Consider the following 4,672-nt stretch of genomic DNA (forward strand, 5'->3'; position numbering starts at 1 on the left):
GGCGTTCAAGCAAAGCCATACCACGCAAAATGTCTACACGCTGTCCGTTGTAATACACTTCGCCCTTATCTGGAGTTTCCAAAAGACTCATTACACGCAAAAGACTCGATTTTCCCGCTCCGCTTCTGCCGATTATTCCGTAAATACAACCGGAAGGAATATCAAGATCGACTTTTTTAACGGCGGTAACTTCTCCGTAAGTTTTGGAAATATCTTTAACAACAATCATTATTCTTTCTCCACGCTTTCCCAATTAATGCTTTTTAACCTATCCAAAGCGTTACAAAGCACAGAGCGTGGACAGGCAAGATTGATCCGCTCAAAACCCTTACCGCCTTTTCCAAAAGTATGACCTGCACTAAGCCATAATTTTCCTTTTTGCGTAATTACTTCGTCCAATTTTTGAGCGGAGAGACCGAATTCATTAAAGTCCAACCATGCCAGATATGTTCCTTCTGGTTGAACAAGTTTAATTTTGGGAATGTGTTTAGAAAGATATGTTTTAAGAAAGTCGATATTTCCGGCAAGATAATCTATAAGTTGTTCTAGCCACTCTGCGCCATTTTCATACGCCGCCTTGCAGGAGATAAGACCCATTACTCCCGGCTGGCTTAAACCTGATCTCGTATACTCGTCTTTAAATTTTTCACGTAACTCTTTATTGGAAATAAAAATATTCGCGCTCATTAATCCGGCAAGGTTAAAAGTTTTTGACGGAGAAGTACAAGTAACGGTTATATTCGCAAAGTCCTGATTTAACGCCGCAAATACAATGTGCTTGTGACCTGCCCGATTGTCAGACAATCGGGCTTGAAAAACAAAATCTTGGTGAATCTCATCGGCAATTACAGTTACTCCGTAACGCAGGCAGATTTCTCCCATGCGTGTAAGCTCTTCGGTCTTCCAAACACGCCCGACAGGATTGTGCGGATTGCACAGAATAAACATTTTTGCCTGCTTAATTTTTTCTTCAAAGTCCTGAAAATCTATGCTGTAATGACCATCACTGTATACAAGTTCATTTACAAGTAATTGTCGTCCTGTTTTTCTTATGCTCGATTCAAACGGATAATATACTGGTTGTTGAATAAGAATGTTGTCTCCCTGCTCCGTCAGCGAACGGACGGCGATGTACAAAGCGTTTACCACTCCGGGAGTGATAGTAAGCCAGTCACGCTGAGGAGACCAATTGTAGCGAGTCTCGAACCATTTGCGTGTAACATTAAAATATTCCGCATCGGGTTCCGAGTATCCGTAGATTCCGTGTTTGGCTCTGCGGATAATCGCCTTTTGCACGCAGGGTGGGGAAGCAAAGTCCATATCGGCAACCCATAGGGGCAGAACATCCGCAGGTTTTCCTCTCCATGTGGGTTCGTATTTGATACTGTAGGAGTTGCTTCTGTCTATTACACGATCAAAATTGTATTTCATATACAATTACCTGAATGCTTGTTTAAGGTCGGCAATTAAATCATCTGCGGACTCAAGTCCGACGGACAGGCGCAGTAAACAGTCGTCTATGCCGCGTTCTTTCCGCTCACTTTCGGGAAGATCTGCGTGGGTTTGAAGCATTGGGTATGTGATAAGGCTTTCAACGCCGCCTAAACTTTCGGCGTACTTTATTACTTTTACGCTTTCCAAAATATGCTCCGCCGTTTTTCCGTCTTTCACGGAGAAAGAGAGCATTCCGCCGAAACCGCTTGTCTGTTTGCGGGATATTTCATAATCGGGATGTTCTTTTAACCCGGGGTAATAAACTTTTTTTACCGCGCTTTGTTCCAAAAGCCAATGCGCTATTTTTATCGCTGTTTCCTGCTGGCGTTCCATGCGAATAGCAAGAGTTTTAATTCCTCGGATAATCAGAAAACTGTCAAATGGCGAAAGACATCCGCCGGTTGTCTTTGCGATAAATCTTAACTTTTCATCAAGACTTGGATCTTTTACAACCAGCAATCCGGCAAGAGTGTCGTTGTGTCCGCCTAAATATTTTGTAGCACTGTGCAAAACAATATCCGCTCCAAGAGAAAACGGCAGTTGAAAATACGGCGTAAGGAAAGTGTTGTCTACAATAAAAAGCAATTTGTGTTTTTTAGTAATTTCCGCTACTTTGGCAATGTCTATTACATTCATCATAGGGTTGGACGGAGTTTCTATAAATATGGCTTTTGTGGACGGAGTTACTTCTTTTTCAATATCTTTTACTGCGGCGACATAAGAAAATTTTACGCCGTTTTTTTCTGATATATGCTCAAAAAGACGGAATGTGCCGCCGTAAAGATCATCGGAAGCGATGATATGGTCGCCGGGTGAAAACAATTCCATTAAAGCCGAAACCGCCGCCATGCCCGAAGAAAACGCCACAGCGTGATTGCCGCCTTCCAATGCGGCGACAGTATCCTCCAAATGTACATTGGTAGGGTTAAGAGAACGTGAGTAATCAAACCCCGTACTTTTTCCAACGCCCGGATGGGCAAAAGTTGCCGACGCGAATATCGGAACGGCTACCGCTCCTGTTATATCGAACTTTTTATCACAGCCGTGTACGCATATCGTGCTTATATCCATAGTGTCCTATTTATATCATAGGTTTACTGTGTTTTCAAGGTGTTGAAATAGTCTGATAATCTGCTATTGACATATAGTTCTTAATCGTTATATCATATTAAACTGATAGGTTTTATATGATAGGATAAAGAGGAATTTATGCAAAATTTAAATTTGAAAACAAGCAGTATATCGCTTAAAAATCTTCAGGCAAGACCGGTTCGTACCGCCTGCCTTTTTGTCGTTGTAGCAATTCTTGCATTTACCCTTTTTGGCGGATCTATTCTTGCCTTGAACTTGCGTCAGGGTTTGGACACAATGACAAAACGTTTCGGGGCTGATTTAATGGTTGTCCCAAAAGGAACTTCCGAAAAAGCTCAAGCCCTATTGCTTCGTGGCGAGAGCAATGCTTTTTATTTTGACCAGAGTGTTGTTGATTCAATCGCAGGGTTAAAAGGCGTAGCTTGCGCTTCCCCTCAATTTTTTCTTACTTCTTTTTCAGCTGATTGTTGTGATGAAGCGGTTCAACTTATTGCGTATGATCCTACTACCGATTTTGTTGTTCAGCCGTGGATAGCGGAAAAGTATCATGGTTCTATAAGCGACGGTCAGGTGATTATTGGAACTCATATAGGAGTTTACCGAAATGGTAATATTAAATTATTTAACCGGGAATATCCTGTAGCGGCGCGGTTGTCAAAAAGCGCAACTGGTTATGATACTTCTGTTTTTATGACCATGAATACAATGCGCCAACTTATTGATAATGCCCACGAATTAAACTATAGATTTATAGCGGATAAATACGAAGGTGATGTAATATCCTCTGTCTTGGTAAAAGTTGATACTGCAAAATCACCTTCGATTCTTTCCAGAGACATACGGGAAAAAAATGAAGGTGTGGAAGTGTTAATCTCTCAGGGGATATTTGCGCGTATTACAAGTACAATTTCGGGGCTTGTTAAATACATACATATTTTTTCTATTACACTTTGGGCATTGGCGATTATCGTACTGTCTGCTGTGTTTTCGGGAACAATTCACGAACGTAAAAAAGAATTTGCTATTTTGCGAATTCTGGGAGCGACAAGAAAAAAACTTATCGGCATTGTGTTAAACGAAGCGTTAATTGCCGGAATCGCGGGAGGTTGTGCCGGTATTGTTCTTGCAAGTCTTGTTGTATTTCCATTTAGCACCTACATAAGCGAACAACTTGAATTGCCTTATCTTGATGCGCCGCTTTTTTATATTATTTTGCTTGTTTTGGGAAGTCTCCTTTTATCCGCCATTGTGGGACCGCTTTCTTCCCTGTATTCGGCGTTGAGAATAAGCAAAGCGGAAACATATTTTACCATGAGGGAGGGCGAATAAATGGGGCTTCTTGAACTTCGTGAATTGACCAAAGAATACAAGCGCGGCGATAGGGCGTTTAACGCCGTAAACGGCATAAATCTTTCTGTTGAGCGAGGAGATTTTATCAGTATTATCGGCAGAAGCGGCAGTGGAAAAAGTACGCTTCTTAACATGAGCGCGGGTTTGCTCAAGCCCAGCGCCGGAACGGTTTTGTTTGACGGACAGGATATTTTTAATTTAGAGGATAAATCAATTTCACTGCTTCGTAATGAAAAAATAGGTTTTGTTCCGCAGGGGCAAAGTCTTTTAGCGAATTTTACGGTTTTGGAAAATGTTTGTATCCCATGGTTTTTGTTTAATCGTGAAGGAGAACCGGAAGAACGCGCCCTTACCTTGCTTGAAAAAACAGGCATATATCATCTTGCCGCCTCTTATCCGAAACAACTTTCAGGCGGTGAAATGAGGCGTGTCGCCATAGCCCGCGCTCTTATCAATAATCCCGCGTTGCTTATCGCCGATGAGCCGACAAGCGACTTGGATGCGGAAACTACGGCTGACATTATGCGGTTGTTAAGCGACATCGCAAAAGAAGGAACGGCGGTGCTTATAGTAACCCACGAGCTTGATACGCTTTCCTACGGAAATAAAGTTTATTCGATGAATGAAGGAAATCTGTCGCTGCGCGCTAATTCTAGAAAAATTCCTGACATTTATTACAATGGTATTTGTACCAATATTTATTCTTGTTTTTCTTGATTTTTTTATTAAGAAACCA

At 41.8% G+C, this 4,672-nt stretch carries 5 protein-coding genes; 2 read left to right on the forward strand and 3 right to left on the reverse strand.

Translation table 11 applies throughout. The features are described 5' to 3' along the window. The 3 genes from ACYVTD_RS09905 to ACYVTD_RS09915 all read right to left on the reverse strand — a co-directional run. A partial coding sequence (locus ACYVTD_RS09905; protein WP_461247616.1) for an ATP-binding cassette domain-containing protein occupies positions 1-229 on the reverse strand: 229 nt, incomplete at its 3' end. Beyond that, positions 229-1,431, reverse strand: a complete 1,203-nt coding sequence (locus tag ACYVTD_RS09910; RefSeq protein ID WP_461247617.1) for a MalY/PatB family protein — start codon at positions 1,429-1,431, stop codon at positions 229-231. The genes ACYVTD_RS09910 and ACYVTD_RS09905, both read right to left, overlap by 1 nt. A gap of 6 nt (positions 1,432-1,437) precedes the next feature. Then, positions 1,438-2,565: a trans-sulfuration enzyme family protein gene (locus tag ACYVTD_RS09915; protein ID WP_461247618.1), complete on the reverse strand. Its 1,128-nt coding sequence runs from the start codon at positions 2,563-2,565 to the stop codon at positions 1,438-1,440. A gap of 138 nt (positions 2,566-2,703) precedes the next feature. On the opposite strand from ACYVTD_RS09915, the gene ACYVTD_RS09920 reads away from it, so the two are divergent. Further along, positions 2,704-3,915, forward strand: a complete 1,212-nt coding sequence (locus tag ACYVTD_RS09920; protein WP_461247619.1) for an ABC transporter permease — start codon at positions 2,704-2,706, stop codon at positions 3,913-3,915. Further along, positions 3,916-4,653: an ABC transporter ATP-binding protein gene (locus tag ACYVTD_RS09925; RefSeq protein WP_461247620.1), complete on the forward strand. Its 738-nt coding sequence runs from the start codon at positions 3,916-3,918 to the stop codon at positions 4,651-4,653. Positions 4,654-4,672: the final 19 nt, after the last annotated feature.

The sequence above is a fragment of the Treponema sp. R6D11 genome (assembly GCF_054786075.1).